At 68.1% G+C, this 19,142-nt stretch carries 20 protein-coding genes; 2 read left to right on the forward strand and 18 right to left on the reverse strand.

The window, feature by feature from the left end:
* Window positions 1–269: 269 nt before the first annotated feature.
* On the reverse strand, window positions 270–1,532 hold the full coding sequence (gene murA, locus ACWEPG_RS27770; RefSeq protein ID WP_450113541.1) for a UDP-N-acetylglucosamine 1-carboxyvinyltransferase: 1,263 nt from the start codon (window positions 1,530–1,532) through the stop codon (window positions 270–272).
* Window positions 1,533–1,591: 59 nt separating this feature from the next.
* Here murA and ACWEPG_RS27775 point away from each other — a divergent pair, with 59 nt between their 5' ends.
* Window positions 1,592–2,167, forward strand: a complete 576-nt coding sequence (locus ACWEPG_RS27775; protein WP_452595812.1) for a cob(I)yrinic acid a,c-diamide adenosyltransferase — start codon at window positions 1,592–1,594, stop codon at window positions 2,165–2,167.
* Window positions 2,168–2,218: 51 nt separating this feature from the next.
* Here the strand turns inward: ACWEPG_RS27775 and ACWEPG_RS27780 are convergent, their stop codons facing one another.
* The 13 genes from ACWEPG_RS27780 to prmC all read right to left on the reverse strand — a co-directional run bounded on the left by ACWEPG_RS27780 (window position 2,219) and on the right by prmC (window position 13,540).
* Window positions 2,219–2,653, reverse strand: a complete 435-nt coding sequence (locus ACWEPG_RS27780) for a DUF2550 domain-containing protein (protein ID WP_450113539.1) — start codon at window positions 2,651–2,653, stop codon at window positions 2,219–2,221.
* 53 nt (window positions 2,654–2,706) lie between these two features.
* A complete protein-coding gene (locus ACWEPG_RS27785; protein ID WP_450113538.1) occupies window positions 2,707–3,075 on the reverse strand; it encodes a F0F1 ATP synthase subunit epsilon in 369 nt (122 codons plus the stop codon).
* A 6-nt stretch (window positions 3,076–3,081) separates the two neighbouring features.
* Window positions 3,082–4,530: a F0F1 ATP synthase subunit beta gene (gene atpD, locus ACWEPG_RS27790; protein WP_450113537.1), complete on the reverse strand. Its 1,449-nt coding sequence runs from the start codon at window positions 4,528–4,530 to the stop codon at window positions 3,082–3,084.
* 6 nt (window positions 4,531–4,536) lie between these two features.
* The gene (locus ACWEPG_RS27795; protein WP_450113536.1) at window positions 4,537–5,508 is read right to left on the reverse strand and encodes a F0F1 ATP synthase subunit gamma; all 972 of its coding nucleotides are present in this window, start codon (window positions 5,506–5,508) and stop codon (window positions 4,537–4,539) included.
* 47 nt (window positions 5,509–5,555) lie between these two features.
* The gene (gene atpA / locus ACWEPG_RS27800) at window positions 5,556–7,199 is read right to left on the reverse strand and encodes a F0F1 ATP synthase subunit alpha (RefSeq protein ID WP_450113535.1); all 1,644 of its coding nucleotides are present in this window, start codon (window positions 7,197–7,199) and stop codon (window positions 5,556–5,558) included.
* A gap of 79 nt (window positions 7,200–7,278) precedes the next feature.
* Window positions 7,279–8,103: a F0F1 ATP synthase subunit delta gene (locus ACWEPG_RS27805; RefSeq protein WP_450113534.1), complete on the reverse strand. Its 825-nt coding sequence runs from the start codon at window positions 8,101–8,103 to the stop codon at window positions 7,279–7,281.
* 5 nt (window positions 8,104–8,108) lie between these two features.
* Window positions 8,109–8,669 carry a F0F1 ATP synthase subunit B gene (locus tag ACWEPG_RS27810; RefSeq protein ID WP_450113533.1) on the reverse strand — a complete coding sequence of 187 codons (561 nt, stop codon included), beginning with the start codon at window positions 8,667–8,669 and terminating at the stop codon, window positions 8,109–8,111.
* Between the two features lie 7 nt (window positions 8,670–8,676).
* On the reverse strand, window positions 8,677–8,919 hold the full coding sequence (locus ACWEPG_RS27815) for an ATP synthase F0 subunit C (RefSeq protein ID WP_450113532.1): 243 nt from the start codon (window positions 8,917–8,919) through the stop codon (window positions 8,677–8,679).
* 89 nt (window positions 8,920–9,008) lie between these two features.
* The gene (gene atpB, locus ACWEPG_RS27820; protein WP_450113531.1) at window positions 9,009–9,734 is read right to left on the reverse strand and encodes a F0F1 ATP synthase subunit A; all 726 of its coding nucleotides are present in this window, start codon (window positions 9,732–9,734) and stop codon (window positions 9,009–9,011) included.
* Window positions 9,735–10,162: 428 nt separating this feature from the next.
* Window positions 10,163–10,618 (reverse strand): hypothetical protein, encoded by a 456-nt coding sequence (locus ACWEPG_RS27825; protein WP_450113530.1) that lies wholly within the window; start codon window positions 10,616–10,618, stop codon window positions 10,163–10,165.
* A 60-nt stretch (window positions 10,619–10,678) separates the two neighbouring features.
* Window positions 10,679–11,884: a glycosyltransferase family 4 protein gene (locus ACWEPG_RS27830; protein WP_450113529.1), complete on the reverse strand. Its 1,206-nt coding sequence runs from the start codon at window positions 11,882–11,884 to the stop codon at window positions 10,679–10,681.
* Between the two features lie 10 nt (window positions 11,885–11,894).
* Window positions 11,895–12,563, reverse strand: a complete 669-nt coding sequence (locus tag ACWEPG_RS27835) for an L-threonylcarbamoyladenylate synthase (protein WP_450113528.1) — start codon at window positions 12,561–12,563, stop codon at window positions 11,895–11,897.
* A gap of 77 nt (window positions 12,564–12,640) precedes the next feature.
* Window positions 12,641–13,540 carry a peptide chain release factor N(5)-glutamine methyltransferase gene (gene prmC / locus ACWEPG_RS27840; protein WP_450113527.1) on the reverse strand — a complete coding sequence of 300 codons (900 nt, stop codon included), beginning with the start codon at window positions 13,538–13,540 and terminating at the stop codon, window positions 12,641–12,643.
* Between the two features lie 112 nt (window positions 13,541–13,652).
* On the opposite strand from prmC, the gene ACWEPG_RS27845 reads away from it, so the two are divergent.
* Entirely contained in the window at window positions 13,653–14,099 is a 447-nt protein-coding gene (locus ACWEPG_RS27845; RefSeq protein WP_450113526.1) for a hypothetical protein, read from the forward strand.
* A 27-nt stretch (window positions 14,100–14,126) separates the two neighbouring features.
* On the opposite strand, the gene prfA is transcribed toward ACWEPG_RS27845, so the two are convergent.
* From prfA to thrB, 4 genes are all read right to left on the reverse strand, one after another.
* The gene (gene prfA / locus ACWEPG_RS27850) at window positions 14,127–15,206 is read right to left on the reverse strand and encodes a peptide chain release factor 1 (protein WP_450113525.1); all 1,080 of its coding nucleotides are present in this window, start codon (window positions 15,204–15,206) and stop codon (window positions 14,127–14,129) included.
* A gap of 106 nt (window positions 15,207–15,312) precedes the next feature.
* The gene (gene rpmE / locus ACWEPG_RS27855; RefSeq protein ID WP_450113524.1) at window positions 15,313–15,546 is read right to left on the reverse strand and encodes a 50S ribosomal protein L31; all 234 of its coding nucleotides are present in this window, start codon (window positions 15,544–15,546) and stop codon (window positions 15,313–15,315) included.
* A 164-nt stretch (window positions 15,547–15,710) separates the two neighbouring features.
* A complete protein-coding gene (gene rho / locus ACWEPG_RS27860) occupies window positions 15,711–17,795 on the reverse strand; it encodes a transcription termination factor Rho (RefSeq protein ID WP_452595813.1) in 2,085 nt (694 codons plus the stop codon).
* Between the two features lie 406 nt (window positions 17,796–18,201).
* On the reverse strand, window positions 18,202–19,134 hold the full coding sequence (thrB, locus tag ACWEPG_RS27865) for a homoserine kinase (protein ID WP_452595814.1): 933 nt from the start codon (window positions 19,132–19,134) through the stop codon (window positions 18,202–18,204).
* Between the last annotated feature and the right edge of the window lie 8 nt (window positions 19,135–19,142).

The raw sequence follows: 19,142 nt of genomic DNA on the forward strand, positions 1-19,142 counted from the left end.
CCAGTCCCTCGCGGGCCGGGTCGGTGTCCGTGTCGCTCTGACTCGACAAAAGTTACGTGGCCGTGAACGGCATCGCAAATCCGCTGGTCACAGCATGCGCAGCGATGCGAACACGCAGGTCACCACCCATCGAAACCCGCCAACACCGGCAGAACACCGCGGTGTGACGCCGGACACCCACGATTCCGAGGGCTCCACAACGCCGAAGGGCGCCGCCCCTCGCATTCGCGAGCGACGACGCCCTTCGGTCACCACGGGCCGGCCGGACCTCAGTCCGTTCCCGGCACCCGCTCGATGTCTCCCCCGAGATCGGTGAGGTCCTCGACGAACCTCGGGTAGCCACGGTCGATGTGGTACACGTCGTGGACCTCGGTGGTTCCGTCCGCGACCAGGCCGGCGAGCACCAGGCCCGCTCCGGCGCGGATGTCGGACGACCACACCGGTGCGCTCGACAGCTGCGGGATACCCCGGACCACCGCATGGTGGCCGTCGGTACGCGCGTCGGCACCGAGCCGGATCATCTCCTCGACGAACCGGAACCGTGCCTCGAAGACGTTCTCGGTGATCATCGAAGTGCCGTCCGCGACGGCGGCCAGCCCGATCGCCATCGGCTGCAGGTCCGTCGGGAATCCGGGGAACGGCAGGGTCGCGAAGTTGACCGCCCTCGGACGCGACTCCTGCACCACCCGGAATCCGTCGGGCTCGGCGGTGACCTCCGAGCCCGCCGCCCGCAGCTTGTCGAGCACGAGCGCCAGATGCCTCGGGTTGACCCCGCGCACGCGCACGTCACCTCGCGTCATCGCGGCGGCGATTCCCCAGGTGGCCGCGACGATGCGGTCCCCGATCACGCGGTGCTCCGTCGGGCGCAGGGCCCTGACACCCTGAATCGTCAGCGTCGACGTTCCGGCGCCCTCGATCTGGGCGCCCATCCGCCCAAGCATGTTGCACAGGTCGACGATGTCGGGTTCGCGGGCGGCGTTGTCGATCACCGTCTCACCCTTCGCGAGGACAGCCGCCATCAGGATGTTCTCGGTCGCCCCGACCGACGGGAAGGCCAGCCGAATGCTGGCACCGTGCAGGTCCTCCGCCTCGGCGACGACGCAACCGTGCTGGATCTCGCTGGTGGCGCCGAGCAGGCGGAGCCCCGACTGATGCATGTCCAGCGGTCGCGAACCGATCGCGTCACCACCGGGCAGTGCCACGACGGCCCGGCGGCACCGTGCGACGAGCGGGCCGAGCACACAGACCGACGCCCGGAACTGAGTCACCGCGGGGAAGTCCGCGTGGTACTTCGGTTCGGCCGGGGTGGTGATCCGCACCTCGTCACCGTCGAGTGCCACCTCGCAACCGAGTCCACGCAGGACCTCGGCCATCAGCGGGACGTCGAGGATGTCGGGACAGTTGGTGATCGTCGTGGTGCCCTCGGCCAGCAGTGCTGCCGCCATCAGTTTCAGGACGCTGTTCTTCGCGCCGCTGACGGAGACTTCTCCCGACAGTCGGTTGCCGCCGGTGACCAGAAAGCGTTCACTCACAGTCGCACAGCCTAACCAGCTGCCCTCGGCGCCCTCGCGAGGCGCGGTACCGTGACCCCATGGCAGTGCACCTGACCCGCATTTACACCCGCACCGGAGACGACGGGACCACCGGACTGAGCGACTTCTCCCGGGTGTCGAAGAACGACCCCCGGCTGATCGCCTACGCCGACTGCGACGAGGCCAATGCGGCGCTCGGAGTCGCACTGGCCCTCGGCTCCCCCGACGACCGGATCACCGGCGTGCTCCGACAGGTGCAGAACGACCTGTTCGATGCCGGCGCGGACCTGTCGACGCCGGTGGTCGAGAATCCGAAGTACCCGCCGCTGCGGGTCACCCCCGCCTACGTCGAACGCCTCGAGGGATGGTGCGACGAGTTCAACGAGGAGCTCGAGCCGCTGAATTCGTTCATCCTGCCGGGTGGGACCGTGTTGGCCGCGCAACTGCACGTCGCACGGACCGTGGTCCGGCGTGCGGAACGCGCGGCGTGGGCCGCGGTCGACGCGGCGCCCGAGGACACCAGCGTGCTGCCGGCGAAGTACCTGAACCGGTTGTCGGACCTGCTGTTCATCCTCGGCCGGGTCGCGAACCCGGGCGGCGACGTCCTGTGGAAGCCCGGCGGAGACCGTAACTGACCCTGAAACCACGAGAACCCCGACCGGAGACGGTCGGGGTTCGTTCGTATGTCAGTCGGTCGATCCGGGTGGGCGTCCCCGCACGGAACGCCCGGACGGCCGCGATTCGACCCAGGAGAGGAACGCGGTCAGCGCTCCCCTGTCGAGGGCGAACTCGAACGCCCGCTCACCGTCACGCACCTCGACGATGACGATCTCGTCGGTCATGATGTCGTACTCGGTGTCCTGTGGGGATCGTCGATCGCCGAGTTCGATGCCCTGACGGGCGATCCGCGTATCCGGTCCCGGGCGCAGGCTCGACAGTTTGAAGAACACCAGGGTTTCCTCGCCGTAGCGAATGATCCCGTGCCGCCAACCCAGACCGGCGTCGGCAGGCAACGTTCGCAGGATCGCCGCGGTGCCGCCGCGCCGCAGGACGGTGAGGCGGTACACGAAAGCCGCGACGAGGGCCGCGAGCAGCACAACCAGAATGAAGAGAACGATCACTCCGGATGTCACTACTCGTCGGCCTACTCGTCGCGGCTTTTCGGGGGTACCTGTCAGGCCCGCTCGACAGCGCGGAGCTGGCCCTTGGCGATCGCGATCGCCTCGTCGGTGGCGCTGCTGTCGGCGAGGACGGCCTTGGCGACGTCGACGTCGATGTCACCGGAGAAGTCCGCGGACTCCGCCAGGACCGTCACCGTCTTGCCGGTCACCGAGAGGAAGCCACCGTGCACCGCGGCGACGAGACGCTCGCCGTCAGCGGTGGTGATGGCGACCGTCCCGGCCTCGACCAGCTGGCCGAGGACCGGCTCGTGGCCGTACATGATGCCGATCTCACCCTCGGTGGTCTGGGCGCTGACGAGAGTCGCCTGCCCCGACCACAGCCGCCGCTCGACGGCGACGAGCTCAACGGTCATCTCAGCCATCGTCGACTACTTCCCCGCGATCTTGGCGGCAGCGGCCTCGACGTCGTCGAGTCCACCACAGCTGTTGAACGCCTGCTCGGGCAGGTGATCGAACTCGCCCTTGCAGACGCGGTCGAACGCCTCGATGGTGTCGCGCAGCGGCACCACGGAGCCGGGCTCACCGGTGAACTTCTCGGCGACGATGAAGTTCTGGCCGAGGAACTTCTGCAGACGACGGGCGCGGCCGACGAGGACCTTGTCCTCCTCCTGCAGCTCGTCCATACCGAGGATGGCGATGATGTCCTGCAGTTCCTTGTACTTCTGCAGGATCCGCTTGACCTCGTTGGCGACGCGGAAGTGCTCGGCACCGACGATGCCGGGCTCCAGGATGCGCGAGGTCGACGTCAGCGGGTCCACAGCGGGGTAGATACCCATCTGCGAAATCGGACGCGAGAGCTCGGTGGTCGCATCGAGGTGCGCGAACGTGGTCGCCGGCGCCGGGTCGGTGTAGTCGTCGGCGGGGACGTAGATCGCCTGCAGCGAGGTGATCGAGCGGCCACGGGTCGAGGTGATGCGCTCCTGGAGCTCACCCATCTCGTCCGCCAGCGTCGGCTGGTAACCCACGGCCGAAGGCATACGACCCAGCAGGGTCGAGACCTCGGAACCGGCCTGGGTGAAGCGGAAGATGTTGTCGATGAACAGCAGCACGTCCTGGCCCTGGACATCGCGGAAGTACTCCGCCATGGTCAGCGCGGACAGGGCCACGCGCATACGCGTTCCCGGCGGCTCGTCCATCTGGCCGAAGACAAGGGCGGTGTCCTGGAGGACGCCCATCTCTTCCATCTCGAGGTGAAGGTCGGTGCCCTCACGGGTGCGCTCACCGACGCCTGCGAACACCGAGGTTCCGGAGAACTCGCGGGCGATACGGGTGATCATCTCCTGGATCAGAACGGTCTTGCCGACGCCGGCACCACCGAACAGACCGATCTTGCCGCCCTTGACGTACGGGGTCAGCAGGTCGATGACCTTGATGCCCGTCTCGAGGATCTCGGTCTTGCCCTCGAGCTGGTCGAAGGCCGGGGGCTTGCGGTGGATGCCCCACTGCTCGCCGTCGCGACCGGTGCCCGGCGCGTCGAGGCAGTCGCCGAGGGCGTTGAACACGTGGCCCTTGACGACGTCACCGACGGGAACCGAGATCGGCTTGCCGGAGTCGACGACCGCCGCGCCGCGGACGAGGCCGTCGGTGGGCTGCATCGAAATGGTGCGCACCAGGTTGTCGCCCAGGTGCTGCGCCACCTCGAGGGTCAGCGTCTTGGCCACGGACGGGAGGGTGACCTCGGCGTTCAGGGCGTTGAACAGGGCGGGGACGGCGCCACGCGGGAACTCAACGTCCACAACGGGACCGATGACCCGCACGACCCGGCCGGACGTGGTGCCCGCGCCGTTCGCGTTGGTTTGGGTTACTGCTGCGGTCATGTGCTCTTAGTCACTTCCTGCGCTCGAGGCGAGCGCATTCGCGCCACCGACGATCTCGCTGATTTCCTGGGTGATCTGTGCCTGGCGCACCTGGTTGGCCTCACGGCTCAGGGTGTTCACCAGCTCGTTCGCGTTGTCGGTGGCCGCCTTCATGGCGGTACGACGTGCGGCCGACTCCGACGCTGCCGCATCGAGCAGCGAGGAGTAGATGCGGGTGTTGATGTACTTCGGCAGCAGGGCGGACAGCAGCGTCCCGGCCTCCGGCTCGAAGTCGTACTGAGCCGTCGGCGCAGCACCGTTCGAGTCGGTGAGCATGTCCTCGCCGAGCTCGAAGTTCTCGTCCTGGTAGTTGACCTCCAGCGGCGCCATCCGGCGAACCTCCGGAGACTGCGTCAGCATCGACACGAACTTCGTGTAGACGATGTGCAGCTCGTCGACGCCCTCGATCGTGCCCTCACCGTTGTACGCCGGGATCGTGTTGCCGGATCCCGCCATGAACAGCTCGACGAGGTGACGGCTGGCCCGTGCCGCATCGGCGTAGCCCGGATCCTGGGAGAATCCGGTCCAGGCACCCTTCACATCGCGGTCGCGGAAGGTGTAGTAGGTCAGGCCCTTCGCGCCGAGCACGTAGAGCACCGGCTCCTTGCCCTCGCTGCGCAGCAGCGCGAACAGCTCCTCGGCCTCCCTGAGGACGTTGGAGTTGTAGCCACCGCACATACCGCGGTCACTGGTGACCACCAGCACGGCCGCGCGCTTCGGGTTCGCGCGCTCGTTCAGCAGCGGGTGATCGAGCGATCCCGAGGCACTCGCCAGCGCGGAGAGCACCTTGGTGATCTCCTCGGCGTACGGCTTGGACGCCGCCACCCGAATCTGCGCCTTGGTGATCCGGGAGGTGGCGATCAGCTCCTGCGCCTTGGTGATCTTCTTGGTCGAGTTGACCGACTTGATGCGGGAGCGCAATTCGCGCAAGTTCGCCATCTACTCAGTCCCTCCTTCCCAATTGGTGTCCGTCACGGCCGCCGCGCTCACTTGGTGACGTGCTTGCGGGTGACGGAAACCTGCTCCTGGCTGACCTCGTCGGCACCGAGAGCGGCGGCCTCGGCCTCGTTGACGACGCGGCTGCCGTCGGAGGCGAGGAAGCCCTGCTTGAACTTGTCGGTCGCGGCATTGAGCGCCTCGATCGAGCTGTCGTCGAGCGCCTTGCCACCCGCGATCTGCTCGTACACGCCGGCGGCGTTACGGTGCAGGTCCTCGAGGAGCTCGGACTCGAACCGGCGGACGTCGCCGACCGGGACGGAGTCGAACACGCCTTCACCGGCGAGGTAGATCGAGATGATCTGGTCCTCGACAGCGATCGGGCTGTACTGGTCCTGCTTGAGCAGCTCGACCAGACGCTGGCCGCGCTCGAGCTGAGCCTTCGATGCCTCGTCCAGGTCCGAGGCGAACGCGGAGAACGCCTCGAGCTCACGGAACTGTGCCAGCTCCAGACGCAGCGAGCCGGAGACCTTCTTCATGCCCTTGGTCTGGGCGGCGCCACCGACGCGGGACACCGAGATGCCGACGTTGATGGCGGGGCGGATGCCCTTGTTGAACAGGTCGGACTCGAGGAAGACCTGACCGTCGGTGATCGAGATGACGTTGGTCGGGATGTAGGCCGAAACGTCGTTGGCCTTGGTCTCGATGATCGGCAGCGCGGTCAGCGAACCGCCACCGAGCGCGTCGGACAGCTTGGCCGAGCGCTCCAGCAGGCGGGAGTGCAGGTAGAAGACGTCACCGGGGTAGGCCTCGCGTCCCGGCGGGCGACGCAGCAGCAGCGAGATGGCGCGGTACGCCTCGGCCTGCTTGGTCAGGTCGTCGAACACGACGAGGACGTGCTTGCCCTGGTACATCCAGTGCTGGCCGATGGCCGAACCGGTGTACGGAGCGAGCCACTTGAAGCCGGCGGAGTCGGAGGCCGGGGCGGCGACGATGGTGGTGTACTCCATCGCACCGTTCTCCTCCAGCGCCTGCTTCACGCCGGCGATGGTGGAGCCCTTCTGACCGATCGCGACGTAGATGCAGCGGACCTGCTGCTTCGGGTCGCCGGTCGCCCAGTTGGCCTTCTGGTTCAGGATCGCGTCGATGCAGACCGCGGTCTTGCCGGTCTTGCGGTCGCCGATGACGAGCTGACGCTGTCCGCGGCCGATCGGGGTCATCGCGTCGATGGCCTTGATGCCGGTCTGCAGCGGCTCCTCGACGGGCTGACGCTCGAGCACTGTCGCGGCCTGCAGCTCGAGGGCGCGGGTCTCGGTCGACTCGATCTCGCCCAGGCCGTCGATCGGCTGGCCGAGCGGGTTGACGACGCGGCCGAGGAAGCCGTCGCCGACGGGAACGGAGAGGACGTCGCCGGTCCGCTTGACCTGCTGGCCCTCCTCGATGTCCTGGAAGTCACCCAGGATGACGGCACCGATCTCGGTGGCGTCCAGGTTCAGCGCCACACCGAGGACGCCGCCGGGGAACTCCAGCAGCTCGTTGGCCATCGCCGAAGGCAGGCCGGTGACGTGCGCAATGCCGTCGCTGGTGTCGGACACCGTGCCGACCTCCTCACGGGAGGCCTCCGGGGAGTAGCTCGCGGTGTAGTTCTCGATCGCGCTACGGATCTCGTCGGAGGAGATCGTCAGCTCCGCCATGTTCTTCCTGCTCTCGGTATCTGGTCTCGAAATTGGTTCGGGAGGGTGGGTGCTGCGTGGCGCAGCAGGTGGACGCCGGCTACTTGAGGTTCTTGCGCAGCGCGGCGAGTCGTCCCGCGGCACTGCCGTCGATGACCTCGTCACCCACGCGGACCACGAGTCCACCGAGGAGCTCGGGGTCGACCTCCACATGCACGGTGACCGGCTTCCCGTAGGTCCTGGTCAGCGTCTCGGCGAGCCGTTCGGACTGGGCTGCCGACAGCGGGGTGGCGCTGCGCACGTGCGCGACCGCCTTGTCCCGTCGGGCCGCGGCCAGCTCGGACAACTCGTTGAACGCGTCCGCCGGAGCCGACTGCAGTCGGCCGACCGCCTGGCCCGCCAGCGCCTCGGTGACCGCCGTGACCTTGCCGTACAGCAGCTTGGACAGCAGCTCACGCTTGGCCGACGCCGGGCGGGCACGATCGGACAGGCTCTGCTCGAGGTCGGCGTCGCCGGCCACGATGCGCCCGAGCCGGAACAGCTCGTCCTCGACGGTGTCGAGCTGACCCTGGTCGTCGGCTGCACGCAGCAGCGACTCCCGGCCCAGCTGGACCAGCGAGTTGCGCAGGTCCGCGGAGGTCGACCAGTCCTGACCGACCGCTGCCTTCAGCGTCGCCTGGGTCTCGGCGGAAACCTTGTCCGAGAACACCTGCTCGGCGAGCGCCTGCCGGACGGCCGCGGGAGCCGACGGATCGGCCAGCGCGGCGCGGAGGGTGCGCTGGCCGTCGAGAACCTCGACCGCCGTGAACAGCTCCGCACCGGTCTGTGCCGCAGCCGCGGTCGCTGCGCCGGCCGAAACCCCGGCCAACGCTGATTCCAGGGCGCTCCTCGTCTGAGTCAGCGCCTCACGGCTTGCTGCGTACATGGTGCTCACTTTCCGTTTGCGGAGTCAGCGCTGACGGTGTCCAGTTCGCTGAGGAACCGGTCGATCGTGCCGGCCCGCTTCACGTCGTCGGCCAGGGTCTCGCCGATGACCTTCTCGGCCAGGTCCACCGCGGTGCGCCCGAGGTCGCTGCGGAGCTCCGCCACGATCTGCTGACGCTGTGCGGCGAGCTGGTTGCTGCCGGCTGCGACGATACGGTCGCTTTCCTCCTGGGCCTGCACCTTCATCTCGTTGATGATCTGCTGACCCTGGGTGCGGGCATCCTCGCGGATGGCCGCTGCCTCGGTCCGAGCGTCGGCGAGCTGGGCGCGGTACTGCTCGAGCGCCGCCTTCGCCTCTGCCTGGGCCTCTTCGGCGCGCTTGATGCCGCCCTCGATCTGGTCGGAGCGATCGGCCAGGACCTGCTGGAACTTCGGAAGGATGTACTTCCAGAAGACGAAGCCGATGACAGCGACACAGACCAGCGACCAGACGATGTCATAGGTCTCGGGGAGCAGAGGATTGATGTCCTCACCCTCCGAGGCCGCGATCACTGCAATGTTCGACATGGCGTGATCAGAAAATGAAGCCGGCAACGAGGCCGATCAGCGCCAGGGCCTCGGTGAACGCGATACCGAGGAACATGTTGGTACGGATCTGGCCGGCGAGCTCGGGCTGACGGGCGATGCCCTCGATGGCCTTACCGACGACGATGCCCACGCCGATGCCCGGGCCGATGGCGGCGAGGCCGTAACCGATGGCGCCGAATCCGCCGCCGGTGACCTCGGAGGTGGTCTGTGCCAGGTACGAGAGGCTCATGTGGTTTTCCGTTCCCTTTCTGTTGCCCGCCGCCGGGTTCGGCGAAGGGTCAGTTTGTGTGGTGTGTCAGGCAGTCAGTGCAGTCGAGATCAGTGCGAATCGGCGTGCAGCGCCAGGTCGATGTACACGGCGGTCAGCAGGGCGAAGACGTACGCCTGCAGGAAGATCACCAGCAGCTCGAAGAGGGTGAAGCCGAATCCGGCTGCCAGCGAGAACACACCGAAGATCTTCATTCCGGCCGCGGCCTCGAAGAAGAAGTACTGGGTGGCGCTGAAGAAAAGCACGAGCATGATGTGACCGGCCAGCATGTTGGCCATGAGTCGCACGGTCAGCGTGAACGGCCGCAGGATGAACGTCGAGATGAACTCGATCGGGATCAGCAGGAAGTGCAGCGGCAGCGGCACGTTCGGGACCACGATGCTCGACTTCACGTACTTGAAGAAGCCGTACTTCTTGATACCGACGTAGTTGAACACGACGTACGCGAGCGCGGCGAGAACGATCGGCATGCCGACGCGTGCGTTGGACGAAATGTTCAGGAACGGGATCACACTGGACGAGTTCAGGAACAGGACCGTGAAGAAGATCGTGACCAGGACGGGCAGGAAGCGCTTGCCCTGTTCCTTGCCGAGGACCTCGTCGGCGATCTGCTCCTTGACGAAGTTCAGTCCGATCTCGGCGACGTTCTGCGCGCCACGAGGGATGAGCTTCGGGCTGCGCATCGCGAACGCGAAGAAGCCGAGCAGGACGACCGTCATGAGGATGCGGATCAGCATCAGACGGTCGAGCTCGAACGGCGTGCCCTCGAACAGCACAGCGGGAGGGAAGAAGTCTGCAAGTGACGGCGGATGGAACTCCGCGGCCAGGGTGGTGACGCTCAGCGGTCTCTCCCGTAGTCGTGGCCGCAGGCGGCATCGCCTGCGGTTCGATCGGACATTGACGAACTAACAAGTCGACAAGGTCGGCTCGCGTATTCGTCAGCCGCTGCGCCCGCCTGTGCCCGGAGGAATCGGCGGTCTTGCGTCTGTCGGTGTCGGCGACTGTCGTCGACTCGGCGGCCCCACCACGCGCAGTTTCGTACCACGAAACACTCGAAACGGGAGTCACCTGTGCGACTGCGGCCCGACGCTGTTTCGTCTGATTCGCGTCATTCCAGCACTCGCGTGAGCTTGACCTTATCAAGACAACTACGACGTTGTGTAGACGGGGGTCGTCATTGACGAAAAAACTACTGGATGTAGTACTACTTCTCGTCAGATTTGGGCTCCGCGGTGTCGACGTACGGCACCTTCACCTTCAGCAGACCGTAGGTCTCGGCGCCGAGCACGATCACCAGTGCGAGCACCATGACGATCACCAGGGCGCCCTTGCTGTAGAAATCCATCCCCTTGAGCAGGCCGAGCACGACGATCGCGAGGATCATCTTCAGCAGCCAGCTGCCGAGCAGGATCAGACCCGACGTCGCCGGCGGCATCTTCTCGGTGAACAGGACCGCCAGCGCGGTGCAGAGGATGAACCCACCACCCACCGCGACACCGATCAGCGCACCCCACAGTCCGGCCCACCCCGCGACCAGCGAGGCCACCACGGACCCCACGACCGCGAGGGCAACCAGCCCTGCGAGCCCCCAACGCACCGCGGCGCGAAGTGGTGCGGACGGATCGGGCAGGGGTTCGGGAGAGAAGCTCACAACCGTCAAGGGTAGCGGTCGCTCAGGAACCGCCGCCGCACCCGTCAGGCGGCACCGCCGCCGCACCCGTCAGGCGGCACCGCCGCCGTCGCGGCCACGAACCTGCTGCAGCCGCAGCGACGGGACCGCGGTCACCACCAACGCGAACACCAGCCCGCCGGCCACCAGCAGCACCACGATGCGCCGGTCGAACAGCGCGGACCCCACGGCGCCGAACGCGAGCACGCCGACCCAGAGGTAGATCAGAAGCACGACACGACGGTGCGAGTGCCCGATCTGCAGCAACCGATGGTGCAGGTGCATCTTGTCCGGCGCGAACGGGCTGCGGCCCGCCATCGTCCGGCGAACCACCGCCAGCAGCAGGTCCAGGATCGGAATGAACATCACGGCGCCGACCAGGAGCAGCGGCGAGAGCAGGCCGAGCATGTCGCGAGATCCATAGGCGTTCAGCGGGATCCGCCCGGACGCACTCGTCGAGATCGCTGCGAGCATCAGGCCGATCAGCATCGACCCGGAGTCACCCATGAAGATCCGGGCCGGCTGGAAGTTGTGCGGGAGGAACCCGAGGCAGGCACCCGCGAGCGCGGCGGCCAGCATCGCCGGCGGGTAGGCGCTGACGTCACCGCCCTGCTCGTGGAGCAGGCCGACGGAGAACACGCAGATCGCCACCGACGCGATCAACCCGAGCCCGGCGGCCAGGCCGTCCAGACCGTCGACGAAGTTCATCGCATTGATCATCACGACCGCGACGAGCACGGTGAACAAGCCGCCCTGCAGCTGGTCGAGCACCCAGGTGGTGCCGCCCCCGAACGGGACGTACAGCACCAGCCAGCTCACACCCATCACGACCATCACCCCGGCCGCGGTGACCTGGCCGACGAACTTGGTGAGCGCGTCGAGCCCCCAGCGGTCGTCGATGAACCCCACCGCGACGATCACCGTCGCCGAGACCAGTGCCGCCGGAATGTCCTTGGTGTTGTACTCGAATCCGCGCGTCAACGCCGGAAGCTGTTGAGCGAACAGCAGTGCCGCAGCGAAACCGAGGTACATGCCGAGGCCGCCGAGTCTCGGCGTCGGCGTGACGTGCACGTCGCGGTCCCGGGGAACGGCGACCGCCCCGAACTTGATCGCGAACAGCCGCACGGCACCGGTCGCGAGGAACGTGACGACCGCGGCGGTGAACAGCACCAGCAGCAGCTCCCGCAGCGGCACCCCGGCCCCCCGGTTCGCCGGGCCGTCCGCTGCGAGCAGGAGCGTGGCGTCGACGACGGTCACTGTGCGGTGCTCACCCTCGGTCCCCGCCCCCGAGCAGGCTCTCGACGGTCACGCCGAGCACCTCGGCGACCGCCGGTGTCGGGACCGCACCCTCACGCAGGATGCGCGGGACGTCGGAGGTCAGGTCGACGATGGTGGACGCGAGGGCATGTTCGGCCGGCCCGCCGTCGAGGTAGACGCTGGCGCTGCCACCGAGCTGGCTGCGCGCCTCCTCCACGGTGGTCGCGGGCGCATGCCCGGAGATGTTGGCACTCGACACCGCGAGCGGGCCGACCTCGCGCAGCAGTTCGAGGGCAACGGGGTGCAGTGGCATCCGCAGCATCACCGTCCCGCGGGTGTCCCCGAGGTCCCAGGCCAGCGACGGCGCCTGCTGGACAACGAGACTCAGCCCGCCCGGCCAGAAGGCACGGATCAGTTCGCGGGCCTCCGGGCGCACGGTGAACACCAGCCCGTCGATCGTGTTCCACGAGCCGACGAGGACCGGCACCGGCATGTCCCGCCCACGGCCCTTGGCGCGCAGCAGGCTCGCGACCGCCTCGCCGTCGAAGGCGTCTGCCGCCAGGCCGTACAGCGTGTCGGTGGGGATGACCGCCAGCCGGCCTGCCTTGAGTGCGTTGCCGGCCGCGCGGATTCCGGCCTCACGTGTTTCGGGTTGTCCGCAGTCGTAGACGATGCTCACCGGTCCATCCTTTCACCCTGCCGAAAGAGCCGGTTCGGTCACCACCCCGACAGCCGGGACATCGGGGGTTCGCGACCTCACGGGCGTCGCGCCGCCTCGGCCGCGGTCGCGACGCGTCGACCCACCACGAACCGCGGTTTGCCGGCGAGGTCGTCGTGCTCGGCGACCTCGCCGAAGACGCGTCGTTCCCGCAGCAGCGCGGCGACCTGGCCACCGTTGCTGTCGTCGTGCTCGATGGCAAGCGCGCCGCCGATCCGCAGCCACCGGGCGATGTTCGAGACCATCGGCGTGATCACCGACAGCCCATCCGGGCCACCGAAGAGTGCGGACGCCGGATCGTGCTCGGCGACCTCGCGGTCGAGGACCGCCCCCTCGGGAATGTACGGCGGGTTCGAGACCACGAGATCCACGCCGCCCTCGAGTTCGGTCAGCAGCGCCCTGCTGGTCACGTCCCCGTGGTGCAGGACGATCGGTGTGTCCCCGTCGGCGGCCCGGGCGTCGGCGTTCTTGCGCGCCCACGCCAGTGCCTTCGGCTCCAGTTCGACGGCGTGCACGACCGCGTCCGGGCGGGCGTGCGCGATGGCCAACGCCAGCGCCCCGGAACCGGTGCACAGGTCGAGAACCACGGGCGGCCGGGTCGGGGTGGCCTCGAGCACGGCCAGCGCCCACGCGAGCAACAGCTCCGTCTCGGGCCGTGGCACGAAGACGCCAGGGCCCACCGCGAGGTCGATATCCCCCATCGCCGCGACGCCGGTGATGTGCTGCAACGGAATTCGTTTCGCGCGCTGCGCCACCATCTCCCGGTAGGTCTCGATGACCTCGGGTTCGACGAGCGGCACCAATCCGAGTCGGCCGCGTTCGACGCCCACCACGTGCGCGGCGAGCAGTTCCGCGTCTGTTCGCGGGCTGGGCACGCCGGCTTCCTCGAGGATTCTGGTGGCGTCGAGGATCGCCAGGCGCAACGGTTGTCGGCTCACGGCGTTCAGCCTGCCACGCCGTCACGAACCGGACACGCACAGGCCACGAACCACGCCGGGCGCGGAGAACGCCGATACGGTCGATTCGTCCGGCCAAAGGAAAGGAATCCCCATGACAAGTTCAAGATTCACCTTTCGCGTCGCCACGGCAGCGGCACTCACCGGCGCCGCCGCCCTCGCGGCGCCCGCACTGGCGTCCGCGGCACCGATCGACATTCAGCCGACTCCGTTGTTCTGCGCCGGCGGCATCGCCCCGGTGCAGTCCCTCACCCACCAGGAGCAGGCCGCCATCGAACCGGACGACCTGCTGTTCGTCGTCAACGAGGCAGGCAGGTCCGGTCCCGATGTCAACTGGATCAACATCAACACCGGCGAGACCGGCGCGGCCGAACTGACGCCCAGCGAGGGCGACGCCAAGTTCCCTGCCGCGCTCGTGGAACCGGAAGGGGGTGTCGCCGTGTCCGCCGTGTGGGGCAACTACCAGAACGCCACGGGCGAGAACTGCTTCCTGCTGCCGGGCATCGACATCAGCCAGCTGGCGGGCGAGCCCGACGACTGACCTGCCGGGAGGCCCCGCTCCCCCGGCTCACTCCGCGGCGAGCCGGGCCTCCCGGTCGGCCTTGCCGAGCGCGTCGAGCAGCGCGTCCATGTCACCGTCGAGCACGGCGTCGAGGTTGTGCGCCTTGAATCCGATGCGGTGATCGGTGATGCGGTTCTCGGGGAAGTTGTAGGTACGGATGCGCTCGGACCGGTCGACGGTGCGGACCTGGCTGGCCCGCCCGGCCGACGCCTCGGCCTCGGCGGCCTCCTCGGCGGCGGCCTGCAGCCGCGCCGCGAGAACCTGCATCGCGCGGGCCTTGTTCTGCAGCTGGGAGCGTTCGTTCTGGCAGGTCACCACGATGCCCGTGGGCAGGTGCGTGATCCGGACCGCGGAATCGGTCGTGTTGACGCCCTGACCGCCCTTGCCGGACGACCGGTACACGTCGATGCGCAGATCGCCCTCGTCGATCTGCACCTCCTCGACCTCGTCGGGCTCCGGGTAGATCAGCACGCCTGCCGCGGAGGTGTGCACGCGGCCCTGCGACTCGGTGACGGGCACGCGCTGCACGCGGTGTACTCCGCCCTCGAACTTGAACCGGGCCCAGACCCCGTCCCGCACGTCGCCCTTCGACTTGATCGAGATCGTCGCGTCCTTGTACCCGCCGAGATCGGAGATGGTGGCGTCGAGCACCTCGACGCGCCAGCCGTGCCGCTCCGCGTAGCGGATGTACATCCGGGCCAGATCCGACGCGAACAGCGCCGATTCCTCGCCACCCTCGCCCGACTTGAGCTCGAGCACCACGTCGTCCGCGTCGTGGGGGTCGCGCGGCGCGAGCAGATCGGTCAGCGCCACGTCCAGCTCTGCGACGAGCGCCTCGAGCGCGGGCACCTCGGCCGCGAAGGCGGAGTCGTCGGCGGCCAGCTCACGGGCCGCCTCGAGGTCCTCACGGGCGGCGAGCAGCTTGGTGTGGGTGGCCATGATCGGCGCGAGTTCGGCGAATCGCTTGCCGACCCGTCTGGCTGCGGCCGGATCGTTGTGCAGCGACGGATCCGCCAGCTGCAGTTCGAGGCCGGCGTGTTCGGCCAGAATGTCGTCGATGGCCGAGGGCTGGGTCGTGCCCGCCATGATGCGCTCCGATATGTGAGTCAGGGTGTCTGGATTCCCGGGGACGGGATGCAAAAACGCCGACGCCCGGCCTGCAAGGTGCACAGGACGGGCGTCGGCGATGTCGCTAGCTCTCGGCAGCGGCCTTCTTCGGGGCGCGCTTTCCGTAGCGAGCCTCGAAGCGGGCAACGCGTCCGCCGGTGTCGAGGATCTTCTGCTTGCCGGTGTAGAACGGGTGGCACTGCGAGCAGACCTCGACGACGATGCGTCCGGACTCCTTGGTGCTGTGGGTCTCGAACGTGTTCCCGCAACCGCAGACGACGGTGGTCGCCACGTATTCGGGGTGAATTCCTGCCTTCATGGTGTCCCTTTCGGTGGTCGCCGGGTCGACTTCGAGAATCGAAGCCGTGAACCGGAACCGGACATGGTTGTTCGTAGCACGCGGCAGATGCCTGATGCGCGATCGATCATTCTGCCAGAGGCCGCTGACGTTCTCCTAAACGGCCTCCGGGCGGAATCTGTTCCCTAGTCGTCGCCGATGGCGCCCGGAGCGGTCTTGGTGACCTGCATCAGGAACTCGACGTTGCTCTTGGACTTCTTGAGCCGGTCGATGAGCAGGTCGATCGCCTGGTGCGAGTCCAGGCCCGACAGCACGCGGCGCAGCTTGTGCACGACCGCGAACTCGTCGGGGCTCATCAGCAGCTCGTCCTTGCGGGTGCCGGACGGGTTGACGTCCACCGCGGGGAACACGCGCCGCTCGGCAATCTTGCGGTCGAGCTTGAGCTCGGCGTTGCCGGTGCCCTTGAACTCCTCGAAGATCACGGTGTCGCCGGTCGAACCGGTTTCGACCATCGCCGTGGCGATGATGGTGAGCGAACCACCGTTCTCGATGTTGCGGGCGGCACCGAGGAATCGCTTCGGCGGGTACAGCGCGGTCGAGTCGACACCACCGGAGAGGATGCGTCCGGACGCGGGCGACGAGTTGTTGTACGCGCGGCCGAGGCGGGTGATCGAGTCGAGCAGCACGACCACGTCGCGACCGTTCTCGACGAGACGCTTGGCCCGCTCGATGGCCAGCTCCGCGACCGAGGTGTGGTCTGACGGCGGCCGGTCGAAGGTGGAGGCGATGACCTCACCCTTGACCGAACGCTGCATGTCGGTGACCTCTTCGGGCCGCTCGTCCACCAGGACGACCATCAGGTAGCACTCGGGGTTGTTCGTCGCGATCGCGTTCGCGATGTCCTGCATGATCGTCGTCTTGCCTGCCTTCGGCGGCGAGACGATCAGGGCGCGCTGGCCCTTCCCGATCGGCATGATCAGGTCGATGACGCGGGTGGTCAGGATGTTCGGAGCCGTCTCGAGCCGCAGCCGCTGGTTCGGGTACAGCGGGGTGAGCTTGTTGAACTCCGGACGACGCTTGGCCGCCTCGACGTCGCCGCCGTTGACGGTGTCGATACGCACCAGCGGGTTGAACTTCTGCCGCTGGTTGCCGCCGCCCTCGCCCTCGCGGGGGACGCGAACCGCACCGGTGATCGCGTCGCCTCGACGCAGACCGTTCTTGCGGATCAGGTTCATCGACACGTAGACGTCGTTGGGCCCGGCGAGGTAGCCGGAGGTGCGCACGAACGCGTAGTTGTCGAGGACGTCGAGGATGCCCGCGACGGGCTGCAGGACGTCGTCCTCACGGATCTCGACGTCGGCGCCACCGCCCTCGCCGCGGTCGCGTCCACGGCGCCGCTCGCGGAATCGACGTCCGCGCCGGCCGCGGCCGTCGCCGTCGTCGTCCCCGCCGCGGTTGTCGCGGCCTTCACCGCGGGGTCCGTTGTTGCCCTGGCCGCGCTCGTCCTGGGCGCGGTCCTGGTTGCGGCCACCCTGGTTACGGTCACCCTGGTTACGGTCACCCTGGTTACGGTCACCCTGGTTACGGTCACCCTGGTTACGGTCACCCTGGTTACGGTCACCCTGGTTACGATCGCGGCGGGCGCGATCGCCACCCTGCTCCTGCCGCCCGCCCTGACGCTCGGCCGGCTGCTCCGTCGCCTCGGCCTGCTCGGTGGCGGCGCCGGCGGCCCGGGCCGATCCACGGCGCTGCCGACCCCGGCGTCCGCCCTGGTCTGCATCACCCGACGAGTCGGAATCGACGGGGAGTGCGGTCTGGCCGGTGGCCTCGACGGCCTCGGCCTTCGCACGCGTCTCGCGCTTCGCGGGCGCCTCGGCCTTCGCAGGCGCCTCGGCCTTGGTGGAGGCCTCGCTCTTGGCGGGGGCCTCGGTCTTCGCGGGGGCTTCGACCTTCACGGCGGGAGCCTTTTCGGTGGCGGCGGCCTTGGCCGCCTTGGTGGTGGAACCACCGGCCTGCCGCTCCTTGATCGCGGCGATCAGGTCGCCCTTGCGCATGCCGGAGGTGCCCTTGATACCGAGCTCACCGGCGAGGGCGCGCAACTCGGCGAGCACCATTCCGGAAAGCCCGGCGCCACGACGCGCGTCGGCGCGCTTGGTCGCGGCAGCGACGGCCGGGGCCGTCTCTGAAGTCTGTGAACCGCCGGACTGGCTCGCCGCGGTGGACACCGCAGAGTCGAGCACAGGAGTGGCGATCAGGTCCGTATCGGTCACGGATGTCCTTTCCTTCCCTCGCCCGCGCGGCGCTGAGTCGAGGGTTCGTCCCGCAGCTCAATTACTGAACTCGGATATGCCGGACATGTTCGGGAAATGTCGGGCCGCTCGCCCTCATCTCGCACTCAGGCGCCTTCTCGGAGCCGACACCCCGAGAGGCCGAAAGCCTCGAGCACAGGGGGTTCGGGCGAAAAACACGCAGTCCGGAACTCGGGGCTGTTCCGTGATTTCCGAGCTTCGCGACCGATGAGAATCCGATCGGGAGACTCCTGATTTCGGGAGTGATTGCCCTGATAGAGCACCGGCGACTGATACGCACGATGGGCGAACGCCCCCAGGATAGCCGTGAACACGGTTACGGGCAAGAACAACCCGCCGGTGTGCTGCGGCACACCGGCGGGAGGGCTCAGGAGACGCGGACGCCGTCCGCGATTTCGAGGTCGAGCACCCGAAGGCCGTCCGCCTCGGCGGCGACTCGGAGGTCCGCGGGCAGCGGCGCGGTGGTCAACGCCAGCACCGTCGGACCGGCGCCGGAGACGACGGCGGCGATGCCCCGTTCACGCAGCGCAGCTACCCAGCGGGTCGTCAGGGGCAGGGCGGATGCACGCTGCCGCTGGTGCAACCGATCCTCGGTGGCGGTCATCAGCAGATCGGGCCGGGAGGTGAGGGCCACCACGGCCAGTGCACCGCGGCTGACGTTGAAGGCGGCGTCGGCATGCGACACCGTCTCCGGGAGCAGTCCACGGGTGTGGGCGGTCGTCGACCGCTCCTCCGGCACCAGCGCCACGACGCGAATGCTCGGATGGACGGCGAGCCGGGCCGCGCCGAATCGGCGCGGTGAGTCCCCGTCGACCGGGTCCTCGCTCCAGGACACCACCGCACCGCCGAGCACGCTCGCGGACGCATTGTCGGGGTGCCCTTCGAACTCGGACGAGAGCTGCACCAGCTGGGCCTCGGTCAGTGCCAGCTCGGGGTCGAGCAGGGTCACCAGGCCGTTTCCGGCGGCGAGCCCGCCGACGGCCGCCGACGCGGACGAACCGAGTCCACGCGAATGCGGAATGGCGTTGCGGCACACCACGTCCAGACCACCGGCCCAGACCCCCGCCGCCTCGAGTCCCCGCTCGATCGCGCGCACCACCAGGTGCGAGGGGCCCAGCGGGACGTCCCCGGACCCCTCCCCCTCGACCCGAACGGCGAGTCCGGACTCGGTTGTGGTGACCGTGATCTCGTCGTACAGGCCGAGTGCCATACCCAGCGTGTCGAATCCCGGACCGAGGTTGGCCGTGGACGCGGGCACCCGCGCCGTCACGGTCAGCCCCGTCGGCAACGTCCGAGTCATCGTTGTGT

The organism is Rhodococcus sp. NPDC004095 (genome assembly GCF_053604015.1).

Excerpts from the sequence above, each read along its gene's own strand:
- ACWEPG_RS27775 (WP_452595812.1), top strand. The coding sequence starts at position 1,592 with ATGGCAGTGCACCTGACCCGCATTTACACCCGCACCGGAGACGACGGG.
- ACWEPG_RS27785 (WP_450113538.1), bottom strand. The coding sequence starts at position 3,075 with ATGGCTGAGATGACCGTTGAGCTCGTCGCCGTCGAGCGGCGGCTGTGG.
- atpD (WP_450113537.1), bottom strand. The coding sequence starts at position 4,530 with ATGACCGCAGCAGTAACCCAAACCAACGCGAACGGCGCGGGCACCACG.
- ACWEPG_RS27795 (WP_450113536.1), bottom strand. The coding sequence starts at position 5,508 with ATGGCGAACTTGCGCGAATTGCGCTCCCGCATCAAGTCGGTCAACTCG.
- atpA (WP_450113535.1), bottom strand. The coding sequence starts at position 7,199 with ATGGCGGAGCTGACGATCTCCTCCGACGAGATCCGTAGCGCGATCGAG.
- ACWEPG_RS27805 (WP_450113534.1), bottom strand. The coding sequence starts at position 8,103 with ATGTACGCAGCAAGCCGTGAGGCGCTGACTCAGACGAGGAGCGCCCTG.
- ACWEPG_RS27810 (WP_450113533.1), bottom strand. The coding sequence starts at position 8,669 with ATGTCGAACATTGCAGTGATCGCGGCCTCGGAGGGTGAGGACATCAAT.
- ACWEPG_RS27815 (WP_450113532.1), bottom strand. The coding sequence starts at position 8,919 with ATGAGCCTCTCGTACCTGGCACAGACCACCTCCGAGGTCACCGGCGGC.
- ACWEPG_RS27845 (WP_450113526.1), top strand. The coding sequence starts at position 13,653 with ATGACAAGTTCAAGATTCACCTTTCGCGTCGCCACGGCAGCGGCACTC.
- prfA (WP_450113525.1), bottom strand. The coding sequence starts at position 15,206 with ATGGCGGGCACGACCCAGCCCTCGGCCATCGACGACATTCTGGCCGAA.
- rpmE (WP_450113524.1), bottom strand. The coding sequence starts at position 15,546 with ATGAAGGCAGGAATTCACCCCGAATACGTGGCGACCACCGTCGTCTGC.
- thrB (WP_452595814.1), bottom strand. The coding sequence starts at position 19,134 with ATGACTCGGACGTTGCCGACGGGGCTGACCGTGACGGCGCGGGTGCCC.